Origin of the sequence: Priestia sp. LL-8 (assembly GCF_036227845.1) — a bacterium.
Classification (GTDB): Bacteria; Bacillota; Bacilli; order Bacillales; family Bacillaceae_H; genus Priestia; species Priestia zanthoxyli.
The window spans coordinates 1,066,912-1,088,540 of sequence record NZ_JAZAQH010000001.1 but is presented as its reverse complement, the minus strand read 5'-3'; the positions used below and the strand labels follow the sequence as shown (position 1 = coordinate 1,088,540).

The window sequence follows — 21,629 nt, the reverse complement described above, 5'->3', positions numbered from 1 at the left end:
AGTAAAAAGAATCAGCGCTGCACCTAAAAACTACATTGCTTTTTTCCAAACGATTTGTCTGCCTGTGAACGTACTTCTGCTATGTTTCTTTTATTATGTTACGTAAAAAAGCATCTATCGATTTGATAGATGCTTTTTTATATTATGACTTTTTCAAAAGGCTCGATACATGCTTGGCTACAATCGCTCCTTGACCTGCTGAAGAGCTGATACTAGAAAACAAGGGAGTCGTGCACGCGTCTCCAATGGCATAAATAGCTGGGTTGCTGCTTTGATGCACTTCATTAATGACGATGAGTCCGCTTTGCGTAGTGGTGACTTTTTCTTTAATGAGTTCAACATTGGGCGCTACGCCTAGTCTGATCAGCACTGCGTCTACTGATAGGTTTTTACATTCACTGTTTTTACTTTTTAAATCGATCGATGTGACGTGATGCTTTCCGTGGATAGCCGTCACTTCGGTATCTGTCATTACTTTAACACCGGGGTCGGAAAGAACTTTTTTAACGTATTGCTCTCTTGCTTTAAAATGCGTAGAGCGATGAATCAAATATACTTGCTTTGCTTTTGATGCTAAAAGATGTGCTCCTTCAAAAGCCCGGTCTCCTCCCCCAATAATAGCCACTGTTTTACCTTTTAACCCCTCTCCGTCTGCTGAAGCTGAATATACTTCTCCTCGGTCAATCATTCGCTGTTCACCCGGCACTCCGAGCTTTCGCTGACTAGAACCCGTTGCTAAAATAAGATACGTATAGCCAATTTCTTTTTCTGTTTCCTGCTGCTTTACTTTTACTGTTTTAGAACGTTCGTCAATAGAAATTACTTTTGTATTCGCTTCATATAAGCAGTCCATATCGATAAAATGCTGAACCATTTTACGCTGCATCTCAATTCCATTTTCCGCTTGTATTCCGGGATAATCAATAATCTCATTATAAATCGTAAACAGCTGTCCGCCTAACTGTGCCTGCTCTTCAAGAAGCAAGCACTCAACGCCTAGCCTCTTACACCACACGGCAGCAGAGATACCAGCGGGTCCTCCGCCAATAATCAGTACGTCAACATGTTGCATACAGCTCACCTCGCTTCTGCCTCTCAGCTTATATGGCTTTTTGTTTCTTTACATTTGTCGCTGTAAAAGAGATAAAAATTCTCCTCGAACTTCTGGTTTTTCCATAAATGTTCCTCGAACGGATGAAGTGGCTGTAGAAGCTGAAGATTTTTTAATTCCTCTTCCGCACATGCACATATGCTTCGCTTCAATAATCACCATAACTCCTTTCGGCTCTAACACTTCTTCGATTGCATCTGCAATCTCATTGGTTAGACGTTCTTGAACTTGAAATCTCTTTGCATATCCTTCTACCGTACGAGCGATTTTAGATAGACCTGTAATTTTTTTATCCGGTATATACCCAACGTGGGCAACGCCAAAGAACGGCGCAAAGTGATGTTCACACATTGAGTGAAACTCGATATCTCGTATTAATACCAGTTCGTTGTGATTTACATCGAATGTTTTTTCCAAATGAGCTTTCGGGTCTTCTCGGTAGCCTTCCGTGTATTCCAAAAATGCCTTTAACACGCGGTACGGCGTCTCTTCAAGACCGTCTCTTTCCGGATTATCTCCGCATAAATCAATCAGTTCTTTCACCGCATTCATAAATGTGTCAGCTTGATCTATTTTTTTATCTATTTCAGTTGAGTCTGTTCCTACTGTTTCTAAAAATTTTTGAGCAATTAAATTTTGTGTACTAAGTGCCATGTTTCTATTTCCTCTTTCCTGTTTAATTAATTTTCTATCTCAATCGATACTTTGATCATCGCCGCTACAAAAAAATGATTCAAAGCCTTTTGCGCATAGCGGTCGACTAAATAAGTATCCTTGCATATGCACACAGCCATTTTTAAGTAGAAAATCTTTTTGGTAGTCTAGCTCGACGCCTTCTGCAATTACATTTAAATTTAAGCTTTCAGATAAGCTGATAATTGCTTGTATAATCTTACGGTTGCTGTCATCTTCGTTCATATCCATAATAAAAGATCGATCGATTTTCAAACAATTTATAGGTAAATTTTTCAAATAACTCAACGAAGAGTAACCTGTACCAAAATCGTCGATAGAAATTGATATACCATATTCTTTTAGTTCATGTAAAGCTTTAATTGTTTCCTGAGTGTTAATAAGCAGTGTGCTTTCAGTGATTTCCATTTCAAAGCTTCCTGGGTTAAGGTTATACAAGGAGAGAGCCCCCTTAACCTCATGAACTAGTAAAGAAGAGTCCTGAAACTGGCGTGGTGAAAAGTTCATTGCCAATGTTAATTCTTGATTGAACATTTTATTCCACTTGCTGATTTGACAGCAGGCTATGTTCATCACACTTCCCCATAAGGAATGAATCAAACCCGCCTCTTCCGCTATACCAATAAATACCTCAGGCGAAACAAATCCAAGCTCTTCATCATGCCAGCGAACAAGAGCCTCTACTCCTGTTACCGTATTATGTCTAGCATCTACTTTCGGCTGGTAGTATACCTCAATTGTTTCTTTTTGAATAGCTTTACGCAAACGTTTTTCAATTTGCATTTTTTCAGTTTGTTCTTTATTTAATAGCTGATGGTAGGTCACGACTTTGTTCCCACCTTGTCTTTTAGCAGCATACATCGCCATGTCAGCATACGTAATGAGTGTATCCAGATTTTCAGAATGCTCTGGATAAAAACTTAAACCGCTGCTTATACTTACAACTATTTCATCACTTTCGATATAGCAAGGCTGCTGAACATCTAAAATAATTTTCCTGGCCAGCTTTTCGACCTCTACAGGTGGAAAATCACTGAATAAAACTACAAATTCATCTCCCCCCTGCCTTGTCAAAAAGCTATTGTATGGAGGCAGGCAAGCTTTAATTCTATTCGCTACAAGCTGTATCAGCTGGTCGCCTTTTGAATGCCCCAACGTATCATTAATGTCTTTAAACCGATCTATATCCATAAACAGTACAGCTACATGTTTAATTGATTTTTGCTCAGATTCCATTAAACGCTTATTGAGTTCTTCCTTGAAATACCTTCTATTAGGCAGTCCTGTTAAAAAATCGTGATACGCATGAAATTCACTTTCTTCTTGACTGCTTTTCAAATCATCCAAATACGTTTTCAAGAAATGTGATAAATGATTAATATTTTCGATAAGACCTCCCAGTTCATCCCTTCTTCTTACAGTCGATAGTTCACCGAAATTCCCTTTTGCAATATAATTCACGTGCTCCACCAAATTTTTAATAGGGCGTGTAATAGACGTAGAAAAGATAATGCTGACGATCAGTACAAGGGTGATAAAAGGCAGAGATAAAAGCAGATGCTTCACTAATTCATCATGAAGCTCTGTTTCAATCAAATCATAATCATAGACGACCCCTATGACGTAGGAAGCAGATTTTTCTTCCTTGATTGGTACAAATGTTTTCAGTACTTTTTTCTTGTTGATTTCTGAAAGATAGCTTTGCGACATTCCTGTTTTCAAGGCATTTTTAATAAATGTTTTATCGCGATTCGTATTTTGATATGTATATGTTCCATACCAAATTGGCTGATCTTTCATTTTCACGTATCTATTTCCATTCAAATAGACGCTTTGATTTTGTTTCCCAAAATTATTGGGATTAAACACTGTTAATTCAAGAACACCCTCTAAACTCTTCGTAAAGCGATTCATAACATTAGTAGGGCCAAACTGCTTTTCAATATCTATTACATTCTTATCACGAAAATATGGGTTAATAATATAGTTAGTCGAACCATCATAATAATATCCCCATTTATCAACATGCTTTGGATTACTAGAAGCTACTTCAATTGGACCACTCCAAAAGTTGGGCAGAGCCATACCTTTTTTTGTAGTGACCGGTCTATTAGCCAGAAGCTCTTGAAAAGACGTGTACCAATATCCCCATTCTTTAGTAGACATATTAATTTCTTTTGAGTCTGACGACCTCACACCAATAATGTCATCTCCGCTAGGAGCTAATAATGTAATATGAGATACCCTGAGCTGCTTTGCTAACTCCTTAAGCTGCTCATTACTTATATCCTGATATTTAGAAGGCAGAGAACGCTGTATAGCAATTGAAGCTGTTCTTAATTCCTGTGCCATTCTATCTTCCATATACAAAGCGCTATTTTTAGAGTTTTCTACCTCGTATGCAATTTCTTCCGTTACAAGAGTAATTTCTTTTTGATTAAAATCTATTAATCTATTTTTAGATCTAATGTAATGCAAAGTGTTATTCGCCAGTAAAATACACAACACTAGCAAAGTAAAGAATAGCGATATTTTTTTCTTTATAGACACAAGTGCTGGCCTCCCATTGGTACCAAAACGCTCTTATATTTTTAAATATATAATAAATTTCTTCGTGTAGCGGTATATTTATTTTAATTTTCACAAAATAATCAACTCATGCAAAAAACCAACCGATGCGGTTGGTTACTCTCAAAAAACATATGTAAAATAATTCAATATAAAAACTTTTATTTACACAGATAGAATAATTTTATATTCTTATAATATTCTATCTGTTTTTTCAAAAATATCAATGGATAAAATTTGTCTTTTTCGTAAGATCAACTTTCTTTTAAGCTGCAAAGGTATCGTGACACTATCTTCTTTTTAACACACTTATATTAAATTACCTAAGTCACTTAAAGGAACTTTTTCTCTTTTCCAGACGACGATATCAATAGAATCTCTTAGTTCCTTAAGCTGTAAGCTGTCTAAAGTACTGATATGGCTTTTTATACAGCTGAAAGAATCATCCATACTCTCAGAACCCAGCTCTTTTATTTCCCAGCTTAAAAGAACAGCTGGGTGCACTTTAAGGGCCTGAGCCAGCTTTTCAACTACATCAATTGTTGGATTAATACAAATACCACGTTCTATATTGCTTAAGTAAGATTTAGCAATGTCAGCACGTTCGGCAAGCTGTGAAAGCGACAGCTTTTTTTGCATTCTTATTTCTTTTACACGACGACCAATCATTATTATTAAGCACTCTCCTTATTAAAATGTAGATTTAGCTTAAGGAACACCGTTAATAGTTATAAGTGAAATTTTTAATAATATTGCGCCTTTATTTTATTGTGAGTTAAACATCAAATAGATTATGCTGATAAATTAAGAGCGCTTACCTTTATTAAACAGTTTGAAATTGTCCTTCTAATAATTTATGAAACGCGCCTTCTTCAAAGGCCAGCTGATTAAAGCTCCCTTTTTGAATCACTTTTCCTTCTTCCAACACAAGAACCTGATCCGCAGCTTGTATAGTGGACAGCCTGTGAGCTACAACAACAATCGTTACTTTCCCTTTTAACCGGTCAATTGACTCTTTAATTTTATTCTCATTATTAGTATCTAAGGCGCTTGTAGCCTCATCTAAAATGAGAAGAGCTGGTTTTTTTAGAATTGCTCTTGCCAAAACAAGCCTTTGACGTTCTCCGCCCGATATCTTCATTCCTCTATCTCCGATAACAGTATCTAGACCCTGAGGCAAATTTCCTACAAACTGATCTGCCATCGCAAATTCTAATGCTTCCCATAATTCTCTTTCACTAGCTTGTGCATTCACCGTCAGTAAATTCTCTCTTACGGTAGTGTTAAATAAGAACGAGTCTTGAGGTACATAGCTGATGGCTTGTCTTAAAGACAGTAGGAGTTCATCTTTAAGCGGGTGACCATTTACAAGCACCTCGCCTCTTTCAGGAGAGTTCAGTCCCATTAATAAGTCAATAAGCGTACTTTTTCCAGCTCCAGAAGGACCTACAATAGCGGTCATTTGGTTAGGAAGAATAGTCAAGTTAATATCTTTTAACGTATAACTGTCTTTTTTGTAGCGGAAATAAACGTCTTTACACTCTATTTGCGTCTCTGTAATTGGCGAAAGCGCGTCTGCTTGCTTGAATTCTTGTTCTTTAGAGCAGTCCTCTATGAGCTTCTTAACAGCCTGACAAGCGGGAAGAGTAGCTGCTATTTGTTCAAAATTTGATTGAATCGCAATAAATCTCGGCCATAACCGAGAAAAGATAAGAATAATTAAAAAAAGCTGCTCGCCTTGAGCATGAAAAGCTTTTACAGATATAAATATAAATACTGCAACGAGAAGAGCCGCACTCACTTTATATACTAGCTGAGAGCTTGACTTAAGTTTTACATATTCAATTTGTTCTGCATTCATTCTTGAGGTTAAAGAACGCAGCCAATCAATATAGCTGTATTCTAATTTATTACTCTTAATATCTTTAATGCCACTAAGCTGATCTGTGATTCCAGCCATGTAGTCTTCCCCTAATTGAGAGGTTCTACGTCCTAAGTGTCTAGATTTTTGTACGAACTTTCTTGAAAGATACCCTAGTATCAAACCAAACAGCACGATAAAAAGAGTCATTTTGACAGACAGCCACAGGGCAATAGCTAATTGTATAATCATAAAAATAGTATTAGACAGCAGCTGAAGAGCAAAATTAATACCGCCTATCACACGTGCCAGCTCCGAAGTTAATAGATTAATAAGCGTTGACTTTCGTTTTTTTAAAAATAACGCCCACTTCGAGTGCAGCAGCAAGCTGTAAATTTCAATTCTTAAGTCTCTGCTGAATTTTTCTCTAATCTTAACATCTCGAATAGCTAAGCTTCTCTGCAGGAGATTCTGCCCAATAATAATTACTACATACATGCACAAGATTAACGGTAAATACAAAGACGACGGCAATGCGGTAAGGAAATTAAACAGCTGACTGAGCTTGCTAGACGCAGTATTTGCTTCTATTACTCCACCAATGCTTAACAACGGGATAATCAGCAAGATGCCGAATCCCTCCATTAAACTAGCAATGGCCATACCAAAAACATTAAAATATATAATTTTCCCTGCTGAAGAATGCAGTTTCTTAATATAATACAGTAACGGTTCCAATATACGTTCTTCTGCCTCCTATCAGTTTGACCTATAAAATATCTATCCCACCCGCGCTTAATTCACATATGCTAACCATTTCACAAGAAAAGTTTAAAATAACACTGGCTTCTTCAGTTTTCTCCACGACCACAAAAGTGGTCTTAGTAAGAAATATAAAAAATACAAACTTTTCGGCAGCCTAAAGGTTCGTTCGTCTAGAGGGTTGGGATAAAATGAAATAATGAAAAATTTACATTTTTGTCGTTTGGTTTTTATCGAGAATAAATAGTTTTTATAGGACTTTTCTAGATTTTTCGGCTGAGGATGCACATGTAATTGAACCATTTCCTTTATATAAGGGATTGCTTTGTCCGCTAATCGATTGGCTCTCCTTGTATTTACAATATCCTGAATCTCTTCATGTACCGGCGTTTGAAAAAACAGAGTAGATAATTGAAATGCCTGTCCTACTAAGTGCTTCTGCTGATGCCTGATTGCCAGTGCCTTAAAACGCACATAGTTGATATCTTTGTTCCTTACCATTTGGTCGATATCTTTTAACCAACGCAGACGAAACCAACCGTGACGAGCCCCATGAGAAATTAAATACAGCAGCAAATCCTCTGTACCCATAAAAGATATAGGATGCTTGGTTAATTGACTTTCTCTTTTTCCGTTCCACAGTTCTTCAAACCTCGTTCTTTTCATTGAACGAGGGTGCAGCCGCCAATGAACTTCAACCTGAATCTTTTTTTCTGGATGATAATAGGCAATGTGGTGATGGCGCCATTTTATTTCATTTAATACAGTTGGTATTTCTTCCTTTTCATAGCCTAGGCTGAGAAGAATATTTTCTGCTTTTTCCAGTTCTTCCTCTCTCACTAAAATATCCAGATCTTTGGACATTCGAAGAGAAATATCTCCAAAAAGATCATTAGCAATCGGCGGCCCTTTTAAAAACAAAGTTTCAATATTATTTTCATTGAAGACCTTATCTAGTGCTTCCATTTCTCCACTCAACTGAAGCATCTTAAAGGTATTTTTTTTATATTCTTGAAGCAGCACTTCTATAACGTGCGATGGAACAGCATCCGACTTATCTTTTAACCTTATATAAATTAACGGACAAACTCGATGATGCTTTACTAGCTCAAGAAAATGATTCCAATCAAGCTCTTTTAAGGGTATGATTTCTTCAGATGTGTTCTCTTCTCTTAACAGCGTCAATAAAAAATGAAGCTCTTTGGACTGACTTGTATCAATTATTGGTTGTTTGTCTATCATCGTTTTTCCTTTCGATTCCCTTTATTATTCAAGGTTTTAGAGAAGTTCCCTACGACTGTAAACCTTTCCATTCCCTCTGATCCTGTTACGTATGTTGAGCCGCTTCGCAGCCAGGCATGTGCAATAAAGTTTCCGTTTTCATCTTTTCCTGTACCTAAATACAGCGTACTTTCAATACGGCGCCTTTCTAGCATCTTCATACCTGCGAAGGCTTTCACAAGACATTGGCTTTCCCAAAAAGTGTACCTGCTCATTTGATAGATAGCTTTTGAAACATGCCTTAACGTTTTAGTTTCATAGCTATCTTCATCCATGCTACTCTCTTTCATATGCTCCCCTAACATAGGAGTAACCTTTGAAAATGGCAGTGCTTTAAGTATTCTTCCGTAAGCAAGATAATAAAAGGCTTCTAGTAACAGAAGCTTTTGACTGGTATCTAAGCATAAAAAATGTTTAGCTTTTTTTATCAATTTCATCACAGCTACTCCAATATTATTCATATAAAATACACATGAAAATTTATCCTTCCACAACCAGCTCAATCAAATTTTCTTGATACATGTTCTCTAAAAATGAAATAACTTCTTCTTTACATTTATCCGTTTGAACATCGTACTTTTTTACAATATGATTCACTAATTCGTTTACTTGTGTGGGTTTACTAATACTTTCCCAGATGTCTCCTCCAATTTCACCTAGGTTGTAGTACTTACCGTTTTCAATATTTAGCATAACTTTCTCATTTCCCATATCACTTACGATATTTCCCTCACTCTGTGTTACAACATGCTTAGGTAGAATCTGCTCTGATTTAGTCAATTAAATTCCCTTCTTTCACTATATTTAGTATTTTGGATACCGACTCATACGGCGTAAAGATAGAAGAAGATCGCGTTACTTGAAACGTATTTACGCTTTTAAGAATCTCTGAAGAATAAATGAAATGCCACTCCTTTAATCCCAGCCTTTGTAAGAGTGAACCTCGAAACGTATGGTGAAGTAAAATCCGAAAGCCCTCTAAGCCGTTTGTTTGACGAATTTCTACAGATTCCCCGCTCCCTTTTACAAGCTCAAAGATGCCAGCTAAAGGAATTGGTTGATTATAAAAACTGTCTTTTACGGGCACTGAATATTTTGTTTCTCTTTCAAACAAAGGATTATATTTTCTGGAATCAATCCCGAACTCGTTTAAGCTTTCTTCCCACAGCTTTTGCTGCGGATACGTTGGTTGAACCATCGGAATACGCTCATTTGAAAAGGTGACAGGAATTACGTCATCGCTTATAAGCTTATATCCTTTCTGAATAAAAGCTGACGCCAAGGTAGACTTTCCAGCTCCAGAGTTGCCAACAATAGCATAAGCTCTTCCATCTATAGCTATTGCACTGCCGTGGAGAGGCAAAGTTTGCTGCTGCATTAAAATGACTCCCATACAAGTTCCCAGTATATATAGCCTCGCCTTAGCTTCATCAAAGTCATTAAGGGGTGCTACTACAATTTCTTTTCCGTTCTTTATAGAAAAAATAGCTAGACTGGGAACTTCAAAGGCTACGTAATGACTTCGGACCGTGAAGCCGTTTTTTTGATCTAATTCAATTTTGTCTATTGATAAGTCTGAAAGTTTAATAGAAACGTCTATATGATCACCTGGAAAAACTGGACGATTTAATTCTGGCAAAGACAGCTCACTCAAAATATTTAGCCCAAAAGCATCGTAAGTATATTTTTTTTTGATACTAATCATTAATTTCACTCCAGATGTTATTAATTTTTTGAAAAGCCCTCATACAACTTAATGTGTATCAGGGCAATTGTTGTCTATAATCATTTATTCAAATTAGCTGTAGTGAACTGTTTCGTCTGGATCTGGCTGTACCGCATCAGGAATACTAGTTCCTGGACCGGCCATCGTCATATTTACATCAAGTACTTCTAGTACTGGCTTTTTCCATTCTTTTTTCATAGTTTCACCCCCCTTCAAAGAAACTTATTTATAAATCGATATACTATTAAGCTTCGCATTAACAGCTTAAAGTCAGTGCTGAATACAGATTCCGGTTTAGGATTGTCCCTTAAATTTGCCAAAGCGGCCTTTATTAAGTTCACATCAAAATATTCAGCTATAAAATCAGAGTTTGTTACTTTTTCCATTTCATTTATAAACAAATTCCATTCTGGTATCATACGCTGAATGCCATCGGCTCCTTGCAAGCCCCTTGTTCTTTGATTAAGCCTTATATCGTCCGGAAGAACATTCTTAGTTGCTCTTCTAATCAGAGATCTATCTTGACCATTTTGAACAAACTGCGTTTCAGGAACTGATAAACAAAAACGAATAACTCTTAAATCGTTTGTCGGATCACGATCCCATAAAGAATGATATAAAGAAAGCTTTGTTGTATATGTACCGTTAATACTCCAGTAATATGGCTGTAAAAACTGTGTTTTCTTTATTTCATAAGCACTTTTAGTAAGTAAGCCATCCATATTGATGTCATGTTCTTTTAGTCTGGCATATACATCAAATCTCTGGGCAAAGTCAGGATTAATGATAGGTGGATATGGTGTACCCTGCCTTGATGAGATGAGCGAATGCAACCTTGGAAAAGCTTTTTTCGCTACTATTGGAAGAACACGAGATCTTCCTACTCCTAAATTCCTGCTATACAAACGTAGCTCTCGCAAGAATTTAGCTAGATTTCCCTTCTTTAAAAGCTGTGCCTGATAATCTAGCGCTGGCCCCCAGGAAATTGTCCAATTCCCCCTCTGCCCATTTAGTAAAACTCCTACTCCTTTTTTAGAGGCTTGTTCATAAATACCTTTAAGCCAAAAGCTGTTTTCAAAGAACTTGTAAGGTGTTTCTAATATTTCAAGCCATTCATCAATTTCGGAAAAAGGACTTTTTTCTTCAAAATCAAAGTAATTATCTTCTATATTACCTATGTAATTGACAGTTGATTTGATAAAGGGCTTTTCATTTGCCACTCTGCTTTTAGGGGACCAATCCTCAAACTCATTTATTGGGATATAGCTAAATGTATGTAATTTTTTGTTTTCTTTATAAAGAGATTTAGAAGCAAAACCAGCTACTGATCCTGAATCCAATCCTCCGCTTAAGTGAGCGCCGACCTGTAATCGGGTTCTAAGCTTAGAATCCACGGCTTGCTGAAATACATCGCGAAATGCTTCTTCGTACTCTTCGTTTGATTTTAGTTTCAGCTTTTTCTCTTCTCGCACTATACAATACCTTTTCACTTCAAGCCGATTATGACAAATGGTTATTGAATGAGAAGGCGGTATTTGTTGAATTTCTTTATAAACAGTTGATGCAGCATCCGTTGACTCAAATGTTATTGGAATGGCTAAAAATTCTGCAAGCCACTCTTCATTTAAAGATTTTTTTATATAAGGTAGCGAAAATAACGGATTAATAGCGGTGCAAAAAGCCATGCTTGTAGCATTTTTGAAAAAATATAGAGTACGGTTTCCTGAAAAATCCCTTGCTCCAAATAACTTTTGCTGTTTCTCATCCCAAATGACAAAAGCAAAGTCTCCCACTAGAAATTTCGGAGCTTCTTCTCCCCATTTATGATACGCAAGCAAAATCAATTCACTATCTGTAATTTTCGTTTTATAGATATCCTTGATTTGCAACTGATCTACTAATTCTTCACGATTATCAATAATCGCATCTGCGGTAATAGCTAATTGCTTCTCGTAGTCATAATAAGGTAATTTTTCTCCAACAGATTCTGGCGTAATCCATTGAGTATGGCTCAAAAGTGCAACACTTTCTTTTTTCCATACCTGTATGTCATCAGCTGGATATTTGGATAAAGCTTGAAGAACGTTAGCTACCTCTTCATGAGATACGGGATTGTTATTGAAATGGTAAATTCCAGCTATTGCACTCATATTTTCTCCTCTCACGACTTCCTTGTTCTTTATTAAGAACAAAGATAACCACTATACCCTGTTATTTGTCATATATATCTAATCAAACTTTGTTTTTAATTCTTTTTTACTAAATAATCACCAAGTAATGACTATTATAGAGAACAAATGACAAAAAGTAAACCTCAATAAAGAACATTTTTCGATAAATATCCACTAATTAGTGCAAATGTCGTGTTCAATCAGATATTGATCTTAATCAAGAACAAACTTCCTTCTTATATTCTTACATCACCTAGAAAAAATAATTTATCTACTTAACAATCAGCGAGCACCTTTTTTAACTCTTCACTAATAAGCGTTTTGCTCATGGAATAATTTAACACACCCTTGTCCACACTATACTTATCTGTTTTTTATAAATACGTACCATTTTTATAGATAGGAGGAAAGCCAATTGAACGCAGAAAGCAAGCGTTTGACTTCGCCTGAAATAACGAGTCTATGCGCGCAGTATCAGCAGGATACGCTGGCGGCTTGCGTAGCAAAATACGTTCTTGCAACGGTAACGGATGCAGAGATTCGGTCGCTATTTGCCTTTTCGCTAGAGCTATCGAAAAAGCATATTGAGCTGCTGACTGCCATTTTTCATGCTGAACATTTTCCGCTGCCAAAAGGTTTTACAGATGAAGATGTGGACTTGCACGCACCTCCGCTTTTTACAGACTCGTTTTGGCTGAAGTATCTTCATGACATGACGATTCACGGCTTGTCAGGGTATGGCATTTCATTTAGCGTTTCGGTTCGCCGAGATCTTCGAGATTATTACCATCAGTGCAATTTAGATGCGATGGAGATCTATAATCGGTCGCTCGATCTGCTTTTAGCAAAAAATCTTTATGTACCCGCTCCTTATTTTTTAAATCCGAAAAAACAAGAGCCGATCACGGATTTGACTTACGCTCTTGATTTTGTAGGAAAGCAGCGCCTTTTAAACGCAACGGAAGCCGGTAATATTTATTTTAACTTACGCAAAAGCATGGCAACCAAAGCGCTTTTAATTGCTTTTAAACAAGTGAGCAAACGAAAAGATGTGAAGAAAGTAATGGAGACTGGACTTGATGTGGCCCACAAGCATATTGAGCTTTTTTCTTCCATTATGCACGAAGAAAACCTTCATACGCCTCCGCTTTTGGATAATGAAATCACAACGTCTACGCACGCGCCTTTTTCAGAAAAGCTGATGACGTTTCACGCAGGCGCAATGTTTAAAGTAGCCATTACCTATTACGCAACGGCAATGACTACTAGCATGAGGCTTGATATTGTTGGGCACTGTGAAGCGTGTATTTTACGAGACTTAAAAGTAGCGGGGCGCTGCAGCGAAGTGATGATTAAAAATGGATGGATTGAAAAGCCGCCTGAAGCAAGCGATCGTAAGCAAATGTAAGTTTTTTCATAGCAGCTCTTGACCTGAAACGCGTTTCATACTTTATGCTGTATTTATTCTCATCAGCCGGCGTGACACGAACGGTGGCGTTACGGTTGATATGTTATCCATAAAAAAATCCGGTGTGTTCACCGGATTTTTTTGTATGCTTACATATTCATTTCTTTTTTATACGCCAAGTACGAATACAGATAAGGAATCGCCACGCACAGAACGATACTCCCCCACATGGTAACTGACTTGTATCCATCAGGTAAAAAAGCGCTAATAAGAATTAGCAGTCCGCCGATAAAAAAGACCTTTCCGGATAAACGGTGCGTCTTTTTCCATACGTTTTCATTGCTCAATGTCCACGGTGTACGAATCCCCATAAAATAGTTAGAGCGCACGCGCTGCAAGTAGTTTCCGATAATGATAAAAACGAGTCCAGCCATAATCGGAGCAATGTACGACATCGGCACGTTATAGCCCAGCCCCTGTAAAATAGTGCTCATATTTACAAAAAAGAATAATAGCAGTACGGCGTTTAACAGGATGTTATATGTTTTTGAAAAGTACTTATAATTTTCTTTACGCGGGTCAATTCGCGGCACAAATGCGATGACAAAATAAATAAGCACCATGATTCCTACTGTTAAAATCATTGCATTTATCTTTGTGGCAAATCCGTCTGCTTCTCCATTTGCTCCCCAGTGAATGGGCATTGTAGCTGGAAGATGCGGCAGTGCAATCAGCCATGCAATTAGTGTGAAAAGGGTAATGCTTAAAGGAAATACGTGTTTTTTCATTTAACTCTCTCCTTTCTGAAAGCTGAAAAACCAGCCGATTAAATCTTGAAAAACGGTTGTATTTAACGAATAAATCACAAACTGCCCTCTTTTTTCATCTTGAACGAGGTCCGCTTGCTTCAAGATTTTCAAATGATTTGAGATGCTTGGTTTGGTCATATTAAAATACTCGGAAATTTCTCCTGCGGTTAAATCCCGCTCTTTTAGCAGCTCTAAAATCTTCCTGCGAGTAGGATCCGCTAAAGCTTTAAACGTTTCATTCAATTAAAGTTCATCTCCATCACATTTAAGTATTTAGATAATTATCTAAATATTAAACTATAAATTATACTATGTCAATATGTTGAAAAGAGTACGGGTTTGACTCATTTTTTTGTTTTTCCAAAGCAGTCCATGCATACAAACTGCGCCTCTTGATGTAAAAAAGCTTTGATTTCGGTCATTCCTCTTTTACTTGGATACTTCATTCTCATCCATACTTCTTCATTCGGCTGAATTTCTTTTTGACAAACGGAACATCGCTCTTTTATTCGAAACATACTACCCCTCCATTTCTTTATCTAACTATACGTTTGACTAGTCAAAAAGTTTCATAAAAAAGAGGCTGGAACGTAACCAAATCAATTCCAGCTAAAGACAAACAGATGAGAGAATGAGCTGAGTCGCTTGTGACACCGCAGTTGATTTCCGTGCAAGGCTTCGCTTTCCGCGGGCGGCCGCTGAGCCTCCTCGTCGCATATGCTCCTGCGGGGTCTCACCTGTTCCGCTTTTCCCGCAGGAGTCTTCGCCTTGCCCTCCAATCAACTGCTAGAAAGACTTACACACATGAAACCTATGTTTACCCTAACAAAAAAACCGAACCACGAATCAAACATCTTGATTAATGGTTCGGTTTTCACTTTGTCTAAAATCCTTTTGTCCCAGCCTCTTCCTTCAACTAAATTACTTATGTCCTAACCTCTTTTAAACATTATAGCGGCGTTACGTCTTCCTGCTGTTTTTGCTGTATTCTTTGTTTTTTCGATTTTCTAAAGTGAAGCAGTTCATATACAACTGGAATGACTACAAGTGTAAGCAGAGTTGCAACGGCTAATCCTCCGATTACAACGACTGCAAGACTTTGAGAAACAAGGCTTCCGCTTTCGCTTTGTTTAAATAAAAGCGGCAGCATCGCACAAATCGTAGCAGCAGACGTCATGACAATTGGACGCATACGCGTAGCGGCTGCTTCGACAATAGCATCGCGCATAATCATTTTCTTTTCATTTTGCTTCACGCGGTCTAATAGTACAATCGCATTCGTTACAACAATACCAATCAGCATCAGGGCTCCAAGTAAAGCTGTTACGTCTACTGGGATACGGCTGATTAATAATCCTAAAACGGCACCGATTGCAGCAAGCGGAAGTGAAAATAAAATGGCAAAAGGCGTGCGGATCGTTTTAAACGTAATGACCATAATTAAGAACACAATACCAATCGACACGAGCATCGTAATGAACAAGTCAGAGAAATCTTCTCCTTGCTGAGTGCTTGCTCCGCCGATTACAACGTCAACATCTTTTGAAATCGACAGTCCTTTATTCTTACCGTCTCCAAAAATGGTTGTTTGAATGTCTTTATTAATTTCTGAAAGCTTTTCTGGATTGACATCCGCTGTTACTTGAATATATGGGTCTCCATTTTTATGAAACTGATTTGTTGGCTTTTCAGCTTGCGTTAGCGAAGCCACTTTTGAAACAGGTGACGGTCCTGTCTCTGTCATAATAGAAATATCTTTTAACTCTTTTGGTGACGTTGGATTTAAGACAGATTCAAGAAGTACGTTTGCTTGCTTGCCTTCTAAATCTATCGCTCCAATCGGCGTTTTATTCAGCATAACGCCAAGCTGCTGCGCTACTTGCTGCGTGTTCGCTTTTGTTGGATCTACGTCTAAAGAGTAAATCGTTTTCTTTTCGTCTTGGTTCGTAGAAACTTTGTCTACTCCTTTTATATCGCTGATTTCTTTCTTAATGCTGCTTGCTGTTTTTTCTAACTTGTTCATGTCGTTTCCAATTACATCAACGGTAATGGAAGTAGTGGACGCTCCCATTAGTGAAGCTGCACTTACGCTAAGATCCCCTCCGTCATAGAGTTTCTTTTGATTTTGAATTCGTTTCATTAGCGAATCAGTGTTTCCACTGTCTTTTACGGTAATCGTATACGTAGCTTCAGTAGGCGAACCAACGTCTCCCCACTTGGCTCCTTCATCCGTATTACCAAGCTGCATATATACCTCTTTTACTTCTTTTTGAGCTAAAATGTAGCGTTCAAGCTGCAGTGATTTTTCTTCTACGGTTTTAATTGGCGTGTTATTTGGATAGCTTAACGTTGTGCCTACAAAGTCAGATGAAGAGTTATCAACCGCTCCTTTAGGCATCATCGTGTACGCGCCAATAGATCCGACAAATAAAAGCAGCGAAAGCAGCAGCACAACCCATTTATGATTAAGCGACCATGTTATAACCTTTGTAAAACGAACCGGCTGCTTGTGCTTGCGAAGTTTTTCATTTTTTAATAACCCGGCACTCATTAACGGTACAACGGTAAGCGCCACAATTAATGAAGACAGCAGCGAATAGGTCAGCGTTAGAGCGAACGGAAGCATAAAGTCTTGAAGCCCTCCGTTTACAAGGCCGATTGGTAAAAAGACGGCTACTGTTGTTAATGTAGAAGCGGTAATAGCAGAGCCTACTTCTTTTGTGGCATCAATAATCAGTCCAAGCGAAAACTCTTCTTTTTGCATTTTGCGGAAGATGTTTTCAATGACAACGATACTATCATCTACCAATCTCCCAATCGCTACCGCTACTCCTCCAAGCGTTAAAATGTTGAGCGTGACGCCTGATTTGGATAATAAAAAAAGCGTAAAGCAAAGCGATAGCGGAATGGATACAATTGTGATAAACGTAGAGCGAACGCTGCGTAAAAACAGCATGATGACAACGGTCGCAAAAAGTGCGCCTAGCAACACTTCTTTCATCATGGAATGAACAGAGTTTTGTACGCTGTCCCCTGTTGCAAAAAATACAGAAGCATTCACATTGTTATAGTCTTTGTTAATTTGCTGAGACAGTTTTTTTACTTCTTTTGTGATGCTAACGGCGTTTGAGTGACTGTCTTTTGTAACAATAAGTAAAAGTGCATCTTTTCCGTTAATATGCGTCACGACGCCTTCAGGCTTTTTCACCTCTACTTTTGCAAGGTCGCCTAGCGTTACACCCTGTGCAACCGGCAGCTTTTTCACTTTGTCCAAGCTGTCAATTTTACCAGTTACGTTGATATTGCTCGACTTGTTATTAATGACTTTTTCTCCAACTGCAAGCGACGTGTTTTTTCCTTCTAACACGCTGATGACTTTATCAATAGTCACGTTCTTTTGTGACAATTTTTTATTATCAACTTTAATAGACACGTAGGAATCCGCTGTTCCATACGTTTGAACACTCGCAATGCCTTTAACGTCTTTATATTTAGGGATCAGTTTTTTCTCTGCAAGATCCAGATTGTCTCTTGTTAATCCTTCTTTAAATGTGAGTGAAATATCTGCGATGGGAATCATAGAGGTATTTAATTGAATAACATTAGGCTTTGATACACTGGCTGGAAGCTGCACCGAAGACAGCGCTTCTTGGACGTTTGTTTTTGCTTCTTTCATATCCGTTTTGGATTCAAATGAAATATCGATTTTGGAATAGCCGTCTCCCGTCGTTGAATACACGTTGCTTTTTCCTTTAACACCGGCTACCGCTTCTTCAATCGGTGACGTCACTTGTTTTTCCATCGAGTCTGCATCCGTTCCTTGCCCCATAACTACTACTGACACTTGAGGCTGATCAGCGGTCGGCAGGAACTCCATCGGAAGTGTAAAATAACTAATGACTCCTAAAGCTAAAATTAAAATAGACATAATGGTAATAGCCGCTTTATTTTTGAACGACCATTTGGTGAGCCATGACATGAAATATCCCCTTTCACTTTTTCGTACAAACTCAGTCAAACATTTCTAAAATATGCTAAATAACCACTAAATTATACCTAATCTCCCTTACCATTTAAAGACTTATTTTTGTAAAAAGTCCCATTATTTGAACAAAATTATTTATAGATATGCTTTGGGTTATATAAGCAGCTTTTTTACAACGCAAAAAAAGACGCCGATACCCGGCGTCCCACATGTAGTAAGTGAAAGAAGAAGAAGAATATGCCTACGATTTCTCAGGCAATTCTATGACCTTATTTGGTTTCTTCCCGTTTTTTTATGAAATAAACATATTTAGCATAAATTCCCTTAACTAGCAGCTCGACTGTGCTTTGTTTCCGTATCGTTTTGAATCTTTAACGACGTTAATAAAGCCACGATGCTTCCGGCAAAGCCAAATAAAAACAAGTGATGAATGCCTGCCATAAAGCTTCCGCCTGAAGTCAGCAACGCACCCATAATCGTAACGCCGATTGCTGTTCCCATGTTTCTGCAAAACATAAAAAATGACGTTGAAATACCTCTTTCATGTCCTCCTACTAATTGCTGTACACCAATGACTCCAACCGTAGACAGCAGACCAAACGATAGCCCTTGTACAATCATGACGCAGAACACGTAGAAGAAACCGTGGCTTTCATTTAGCATCAGCAGAAGTGTTCCTGAGCCAACGAGCAGCACATTCCCGATTAACAACAGCTTTCTGTAGCCGTGTTTCAAAATCCATTTACCTGCAGGCACGGACACAGACATCCATCCGACCGCTGTTCCTAACAGCGCAACTCCGCTCATAAACAGTGACAAATGCGCTACTCGCTGTAAAAATAACGGAATGTAGCTTGACGTTCCGAATAAAGCCACCGTTCCAATAAACGCATTGATATTAATCCATGACAGCGTTTTGTTTTGGAACATGGACAGCGGTACAATCGGAGAAGCATGTTTTCGTTCATGGAGATAAAAAATGACCAATAAAATAAGTCCCGCTACTGCATACACAACTCGGTTTTGTTCCACTACCGTCACAAGCAGCAGTGACGTAACGCCAGCTCCAAACAATATAGCACCGATGTAATCGACTTTTGCTCTTTTCGGCTCATAGCTTTCCTGATACGGCATTAACGCTAGAAACGCGACGATACATACCGGCAAATTAATAAAGAAAATCCATCTCCACGTTAAATAATCCACAAAAAAAGCGCCTAAAAGCGGAGCCAACACAGCTGATAATCCCCACATCGTTGTAAACAGCGCCTGAATTTTCCCTCGTTTCTCGACAGGAAATAAGTCTCCGGCAATAATAGCGGGAAAGGCCACCATAAACCCGGCTCCTATTCCTTGAACCGCACGGAAAAGAACAAGCTGAATCATCGTATTTGCCACGCCGCAAAGCATTGAACCAATTAAAAAAGCAATAATTCCAAACCCAAATACTTTTTTGCGGCCAAATAAATCCGATAATCTTCCCGCTACCGGAGATAAAATCGTACTTGCAATCATGTACGAAGCAAACGACCACGCGTACAAATCAAATCTTCCAAGCTCTTTTGCAATAACGGGCATCGTCGTATTCATAATCGTTGAATCAAGCGAAGCCACTAGCATTGCCAGCACAATACTAACCATTACGGACGTTCTGCTCTTCATGTACCAATCTCCTTATCTCTATAATCTGAGCGTCTAGTGTACTCCTCCTTGCCGTTTGTTGTCTATACTTATGCATACAAAATGCTAAAAAGCTTCTCACTTTACTATGAGAAGCTTTTTACCCCCTTATTCACATATCTTCTTGAACCTTTTCTTGATCAGACAGTTCTTTGTTTCGAGCCATAACCGCAAATCCAGCCATTACAATGATGCTGCTTGAAATTCCGTATAGGATTGGCGTGGTAGAAGAAAGTCCTTCAATTAATAGACCTCCAAGTACTACTAGCGTACTAACAACAATCGCTGAAACTCCTGCTTTTGGATGAATGTCTTTCCAAAACAGCGAGACAACAAACGGAACAAAAATCGCTCCTGATAAAATCGCATACGCCACGTCTAAAGCAACAAGCACGTCTTGAATCCAAAGAGCAAAAATAATAGCAAGCACGCCGACAATAAGTGTATTCACACGGGTTAAAATTAAATAATTTTTCTCTGAAATATTTTTAAGCCACACTTTTTTAATGATATCGTTGCTAATGAGCGTAGAAGACGCAAGCAGTGTTCCTGAAGCAGTTGACATCAGCGCCGAACAAACGCCTGCAAGTACGAGACCTAATAACCCTTGAGGCAGAATTTGAATCGCAAGCGTCGCAAAAATGCTTTGACTGCTTTCTGCGTTTGGCAGCAGCAAATACGCACACATTCCAATTACACTTCCCGCAATTGCGTAGGCAATGCTGTACACCCCTGCAAAAATAGAGCCGTTTCGCGCAATTTTTTCTGTTCGCGCCGTAAATACTCGCTGCCAAATATCTTGAGAAACTGCCATACCAAGCGTATACAAGAGGAAATACTGAAAAATTTGACCGTATCCAATCGATGAAAAATCAAAATACGATGATGGTAAATCACCGGTGAGCGCTTTGAGACCCCCTGCTTCTGATACGCTCATTGGAAGCATAAATCCAAAAATCGCCACCGTCATCACAACAAATTGAATAATATCAGTAACCGTTACGCTCCACATTCCGCCTAAAATCGTGTAGAACAAAACAATCGAACCGCCAATTAACATCGATGCCGTCATGTTCCATCCAAGCAACGCATGAATGATGGTTCCCATTCCAATCACCTGAGTGACTGATACCATGAGTGTATAAATAGCGGCAACAACCGCGCTGATAATTTGCGCTTGAGCGTTATATCTTTTTCCTAGCAGCTCACTGATAGTCGTCACTTTCAACGACGAAATCCGCTTAATAAAAATCGTGCCAAGCGTAATGATTCCAAGTCCAATCATCGTCACAAACCAAATGCCAGACAGCCCGTGCTCGTAGCCAAGCTGAGCCGTTCCAATCGTTGACGCTCCGCCTAAAATAACGGCTGATAAACATCCTAAATACATAAACATCCCTAAGTTTCTTCCGGCTAAAATAAAATCTTCTGATGACTTTGCTTTTAACGAGCCAATAATACCCGCTACAACCAATACGCCAAAATAGACAAACATAACCGTCATATCCAGTCCGTTCATAACAGATTCCTCCTTATTATGGGTCAATTTATCTTTTGTTGAAACAAAGAGCTTC

19 protein-coding genes are annotated in these 21,629 nt (G+C 38.4%); 1 reads left to right on the top strand and 18 read right to left on the bottom strand.

Annotation, left to right across the window (positions count from 1 at the left end; all coding sequences use genetic code 11):
* Positions 1-142: 142 nt before the first annotated feature.
* The 11 genes from U9R83_RS05540 to U9R83_RS05490 form a co-directional block, all read right to left on the bottom strand.
* Positions 143-1,072, bottom strand: a complete 930-nt coding sequence (locus U9R83_RS05540) for an NAD(P)/FAD-dependent oxidoreductase (RefSeq protein WP_014461226.1) — start codon at positions 1,070-1,072, stop codon at positions 143-145.
* Between the two features lie 48 nt (positions 1,073-1,120).
* Positions 1,121-1,765, bottom strand: a complete 645-nt coding sequence (gene folE, locus U9R83_RS05535; RefSeq protein WP_014461227.1) for a GTP cyclohydrolase I FolE — start codon at positions 1,763-1,765, stop codon at positions 1,121-1,123.
* Positions 1,766-1,804: 39 nt separating this feature from the next.
* The gene (locus U9R83_RS05530) at positions 1,805-4,354 is read right to left on the bottom strand and encodes an EAL domain-containing protein (protein WP_328575111.1); all 2,550 of its coding nucleotides are present in this window, start codon (positions 4,352-4,354) and stop codon (positions 1,805-1,807) included.
* A 327-nt stretch (positions 4,355-4,681) separates the two neighbouring features.
* On the bottom strand, positions 4,682-5,041 hold the full coding sequence (locus U9R83_RS05525) for a helix-turn-helix domain-containing protein (protein WP_328575110.1): 360 nt from the start codon (positions 5,039-5,041) through the stop codon (positions 4,682-4,684).
* A 154-nt stretch (positions 5,042-5,195) separates the two neighbouring features.
* The gene (locus U9R83_RS05520) at positions 5,196-6,971 is read right to left on the bottom strand and encodes an ABC transporter ATP-binding protein (protein ID WP_328575109.1); all 1,776 of its coding nucleotides are present in this window, start codon (positions 6,969-6,971) and stop codon (positions 5,196-5,198) included.
* 93 nt (positions 6,972-7,064) lie between these two features.
* Positions 7,065-8,237 (bottom strand): nucleotidyltransferase domain-containing protein, encoded by a 1,173-nt coding sequence (locus U9R83_RS05515; protein WP_328575108.1) that lies wholly within the window; start codon positions 8,235-8,237, stop codon positions 7,065-7,067.
* On the bottom strand, positions 8,234-8,713 hold the full coding sequence (locus tag U9R83_RS05510; protein ID WP_328575107.1) for a lasso peptide biosynthesis B2 protein: 480 nt from the start codon (positions 8,711-8,713) through the stop codon (positions 8,234-8,236). The genes U9R83_RS05515 and U9R83_RS05510 overlap by 4 nt, the downstream gene beginning before the upstream one ends.
* 43 nt (positions 8,714-8,756) lie before the next feature.
* Positions 8,757-9,056: a lasso peptide biosynthesis PqqD family chaperone gene (locus tag U9R83_RS05505; RefSeq protein WP_328575106.1), complete on the bottom strand. Its 300-nt coding sequence runs from the start codon at positions 9,054-9,056 to the stop codon at positions 8,757-8,759.
* Complete coding sequence (locus U9R83_RS05500; protein WP_328575105.1) at positions 9,049-9,981, bottom strand: aldolase; 933 nt, start codon at positions 9,979-9,981, stop codon at positions 9,049-9,051. The genes U9R83_RS05505 and U9R83_RS05500 overlap by 8 nt, the downstream gene beginning before the upstream one ends.
* Positions 9,982-10,074: 93 nt before the next feature.
* Positions 10,075-10,200, bottom strand: coding sequence for a paeninodin family lasso peptide (locus tag U9R83_RS05495; RefSeq protein WP_014461234.1), 126 nt, complete (start codon positions 10,198-10,200; stop codon positions 10,075-10,077).
* Between the two features lie 14 nt (positions 10,201-10,214).
* Entirely contained in the window at positions 10,215-12,152 is a 1,938-nt protein-coding gene (locus U9R83_RS05490) for an asparagine synthase-related protein (RefSeq protein ID WP_328575104.1), read from the bottom strand.
* Positions 12,153-12,588: 436 nt separating this feature from the next.
* Here U9R83_RS05490 and U9R83_RS05485 point away from each other — a divergent pair, with 436 nt between their 5' ends.
* Complete coding sequence (locus U9R83_RS05485) at positions 12,589-13,581, top strand: DUF3231 family protein (RefSeq protein WP_328575103.1); 993 nt, start codon at positions 12,589-12,591, stop codon at positions 13,579-13,581.
* A 149-nt stretch (positions 13,582-13,730) separates the two neighbouring features.
* On the opposite strand, the gene U9R83_RS05480 is transcribed toward U9R83_RS05485, so the two are convergent.
* The 7 genes from U9R83_RS05480 to U9R83_RS05450 form a co-directional block, all read right to left on the bottom strand.
* Entirely contained in the window at positions 13,731-14,369 is a 639-nt protein-coding gene (locus U9R83_RS05480; protein WP_328575102.1) for an SdpI family protein, read from the bottom strand.
* Positions 14,370-14,633 carry an autorepressor SdpR family transcription factor gene (locus U9R83_RS05475; RefSeq protein ID WP_013082079.1) on the bottom strand — a complete coding sequence of 88 codons (264 nt, stop codon included), beginning with the start codon at positions 14,631-14,633 and terminating at the stop codon, positions 14,370-14,372.
* 101 nt (positions 14,634-14,734) lie between these two features.
* On the bottom strand, positions 14,735-14,908 hold the full coding sequence (locus U9R83_RS05470; protein ID WP_033578251.1) for a hypothetical protein: 174 nt from the start codon (positions 14,906-14,908) through the stop codon (positions 14,735-14,737).
* Positions 14,909-14,999: 91 nt separating this feature from the next.
* Positions 15,000-15,173, bottom strand: coding sequence for a hypothetical protein (locus tag U9R83_RS05465; RefSeq protein WP_328575101.1), 174 nt, complete (start codon positions 15,171-15,173; stop codon positions 15,000-15,002).
* Positions 15,174-15,339: 166 nt separating this feature from the next.
* Positions 15,340-18,369 carry an efflux RND transporter permease subunit gene (locus U9R83_RS05460; RefSeq protein WP_328575100.1) on the bottom strand — a complete coding sequence of 1,010 codons (3,030 nt, stop codon included), beginning with the start codon at positions 18,367-18,369 and terminating at the stop codon, positions 15,340-15,342.
* Between the two features lie 330 nt (positions 18,370-18,699).
* Positions 18,700-20,037 (bottom strand): MFS transporter, encoded by a 1,338-nt coding sequence (locus tag U9R83_RS05455; RefSeq protein ID WP_014461243.1) that lies wholly within the window; start codon positions 20,035-20,037, stop codon positions 18,700-18,702.
* A gap of 130 nt (positions 20,038-20,167) precedes the next feature.
* Positions 20,168-21,574, bottom strand: coding sequence for a sodium:solute symporter (locus U9R83_RS05450; protein WP_034275543.1), 1,407 nt, complete (start codon positions 21,572-21,574; stop codon positions 20,168-20,170).
* Positions 21,575-21,629: the final 55 nt, after the last annotated feature.

Bases quoted from the DNA above. Each gene is read 5' to 3' on its own strand.
- U9R83_RS05525 (WP_328575110.1), bottom strand. From the start codon at position 5,041: ATGATTGGTCGTCGTGTAAAAGAAATAAGAATGCAAAAAAAGCTGTCG.
- U9R83_RS05510 (WP_328575107.1), bottom strand. From the start codon at position 8,713: ATGAAATTGATAAAAAAAGCTAAACATTTTTTATGCTTAGATACCAGT.
- U9R83_RS05490 (WP_328575104.1), bottom strand. From the start codon at position 12,152: ATGAGTGCAATAGCTGGAATTTACCATTTCAATAACAATCCCGTATCT.
- U9R83_RS05455 (WP_014461243.1), bottom strand. From the start codon at position 20,037: ATGAAGAGCAGAACGTCCGTAATGGTTAGTATTGTGCTGGCAATGCTA.
- U9R83_RS05540 (WP_014461226.1), bottom strand. From the start codon at position 1,072: ATGCAACATGTTGACGTACTGATTATTGGCGGAGGACCCGCTGGTATC.
- U9R83_RS05460 (WP_328575100.1), bottom strand. From the start codon at position 18,369: ATGTCATGGCTCACCAAATGGTCGTTCAAAAATAAAGCGGCTATTACC.
- U9R83_RS05480 (WP_328575102.1), bottom strand. From the start codon at position 14,369: ATGAAAAAACACGTATTTCCTTTAAGCATTACCCTTTTCACACTAATT.
- U9R83_RS05495 (WP_014461234.1), bottom strand. From the start codon at position 10,200: ATGAAAAAAGAATGGAAAAAGCCAGTACTAGAAGTACTTGATGTAAAT.
- U9R83_RS05450 (WP_034275543.1), bottom strand. From the start codon at position 21,574: ATGAACGGACTGGATATGACGGTTATGTTTGTCTATTTTGGCGTATTG.
- U9R83_RS05470 (WP_033578251.1), bottom strand. From the start codon at position 14,908: ATGTTTCGAATAAAAGAGCGATGTTCCGTTTGTCAAAAAGAAATTCAG.
- U9R83_RS05515 (WP_328575108.1), bottom strand. From the start codon at position 8,237: ATGATAGACAAACAACCAATAATTGATACAAGTCAGTCCAAAGAGCTT.
- folE (WP_014461227.1), bottom strand. From the start codon at position 1,765: ATGGCACTTAGTACACAAAATTTAATTGCTCAAAAATTTTTAGAAACA.
- U9R83_RS05500 (WP_328575105.1), bottom strand. From the start codon at position 9,981: ATGATTAGTATCAAAAAAAAATATACTTACGATGCTTTTGGGCTAAAT.